Source organism: Loigolactobacillus backii, assembly GCF_003946275.1.
GTDB classification, from domain to species: Bacteria; Bacillota; Bacilli; order Lactobacillales; family Lactobacillaceae; genus Loigolactobacillus; species Loigolactobacillus backii.
Genome location: NZ_RHNQ01000129.1, coordinates 1 through 1,675, shown reverse-complemented (window position 1 = coordinate 1,675; position 1,675 = coordinate 1). Strand labels below are relative to the sequence as shown.

2 protein-coding genes are annotated in these 1,675 nt (G+C 35.3%); both read left to right on the top strand.

Annotation, left to right across the window (positions count from 1 at the left end; genetic code table 11):
* The first annotated feature begins 423 nt into the window (after nt 1–423).
* Entirely contained in the window at nt 424–1,224 is an 801-nt protein-coding gene (locus EKM61_RS11840) for a ParA family protein (RefSeq protein WP_057878257.1), read from the top strand.
* A 1-nt stretch (nt 1,225) separates the two neighbouring features.
* Nucleotides 1,226–1,576 carry a DUF5388 domain-containing protein gene (locus EKM61_RS11835; RefSeq protein WP_011222016.1) on the top strand — a complete coding sequence of 117 codons (351 nt, stop codon included), beginning with the start codon at nt 1,226–1,228 and terminating at the stop codon, nt 1,574–1,576.
* The last annotated feature ends 99 nt before the right edge of the window (nt 1,577–1,675 follow it).

The following is a 1,675-nucleotide window of genomic DNA, read 5'->3' as shown; positions in this document are numbered from 1 at the left end:
GGCAAACGTGTCCCCTTGGATTTAGACCCCAGCTTGTCCCCTAGGGCTTTAAAAATCGCACCGGCCATGATATAATAGTCATTAAACTAGATGACTTTTTTGTGGCGCTCACCGATTCCCGTCGGTGGGTGTTTTTTTATGTTCTATTTTATGTAACCAATATTACTCGTTGTTTGGTGATAAATCAACATTTCTTTTTATGTATCCTTGTATCCTTGTATCCTTGTATCTAAGTATCTTTGTATCTAAGTATCCTTGTATCCTTGTATCTAAATATATTAGGATACTTGCAGTCAATCTTAATTTAACGGCTTTTGAGAAGAAATGTATCCTTGTATCCTTGTATCCAAGTATCTTTGTATGTTATCATCCTTGTATCCAAGTATCCTTGTATATTAGGATACTTAATTGGAGGTCAGTATAATGGGTGAAGTAATTACTTTTGGAAATTTTAAAGGTGGCACCGGTAAAACAACAAATGCCACGCTTGCATGCCTGGCACTAGCTCGTGCTAGTAAAAAAACGCTATTAATTGATTTCGATCCTCAAGCGAACGCTACAGATATTTACTTTAAAACCGCGGCTAATTTAGGCCACGATGATATTAAATTTAATCAAACCTTACTTGCATCAATCCAAGAAGAGGACTTATCAAGATCGTTGGTTACTTTGGATAAAAACATTGACTTTATTCCATCAAGCGCAGATTTTTCATTGTACCCACGGATTATGGAAAAAAAGTTTAAAAATAATTATAAAGATAGAGTTACATATTTTAGCAAGCTACTTGCTTCACTAAAAGAAAAATATGATTTTGTGGTATTTGATTTGCCACCGACTATTTCCTTAATTTCTGATAGCGCCTTATACGCTTCAGATTGGGTTCTGATTATCCTTCAAACTCAAGAGCACAGTCTTCAGGGTGCCGAATCGTTTCTAAAATATATACAGGAACAGGTAATCGATGAATACGAAGCACCTAGTTTGAATTTACTCGGTATACTTCCTGTGCTATTAAAGAATGGGGCGCCTGTTGATCACAGCACATTAGAAGTAGCAGAAGAAGAATTTGGGAAAGAAAACATGTTAAAAACCCTAATTCGTAATATGGAAAGAATCAAAAGATATTCAATCAGAGGTGTATTTCTAAAAGATCAGTTCGATAAAAAAATAATTAGATTATACGATTCTGTGGCACAAGAAATTATTGAAAGGGCGGATTAGCATGGTGGAACTTTTACACAATCCTAACTCAAATAAAAGCAAAATAATTCCTAGAAAATCGGCGCCCCAGCCCCAAAAAGAAATTTCCATATCTTCTCTAAACGAATCAAACAAAACGAAGTCTAAACAAATAGATGGTGTTACTTTTGATACTACGCTCAGAATTGACAATCATCTAAAAAACTTTATGAAAGCTATGGTAATTTTAGGGTATAGCTCAACTCAACAAAACGGATTAGCCCAATTACAAAAAACTTTTTTTGAATCGTTAACTGAGTCTGAACAAAATACGCTTACGACTCAAATACAGACTTTGGAAACCGGCGATGCTAACAAAGTAAAAAGTAAATAATCACGCGCTCTCAGACGACACGTTCAGCTTTTAGACGTATACTTGTCCGTTTAAATGAAGCAGAATGCACACAAAAAAGTCCTCTATTATGCGGAATAG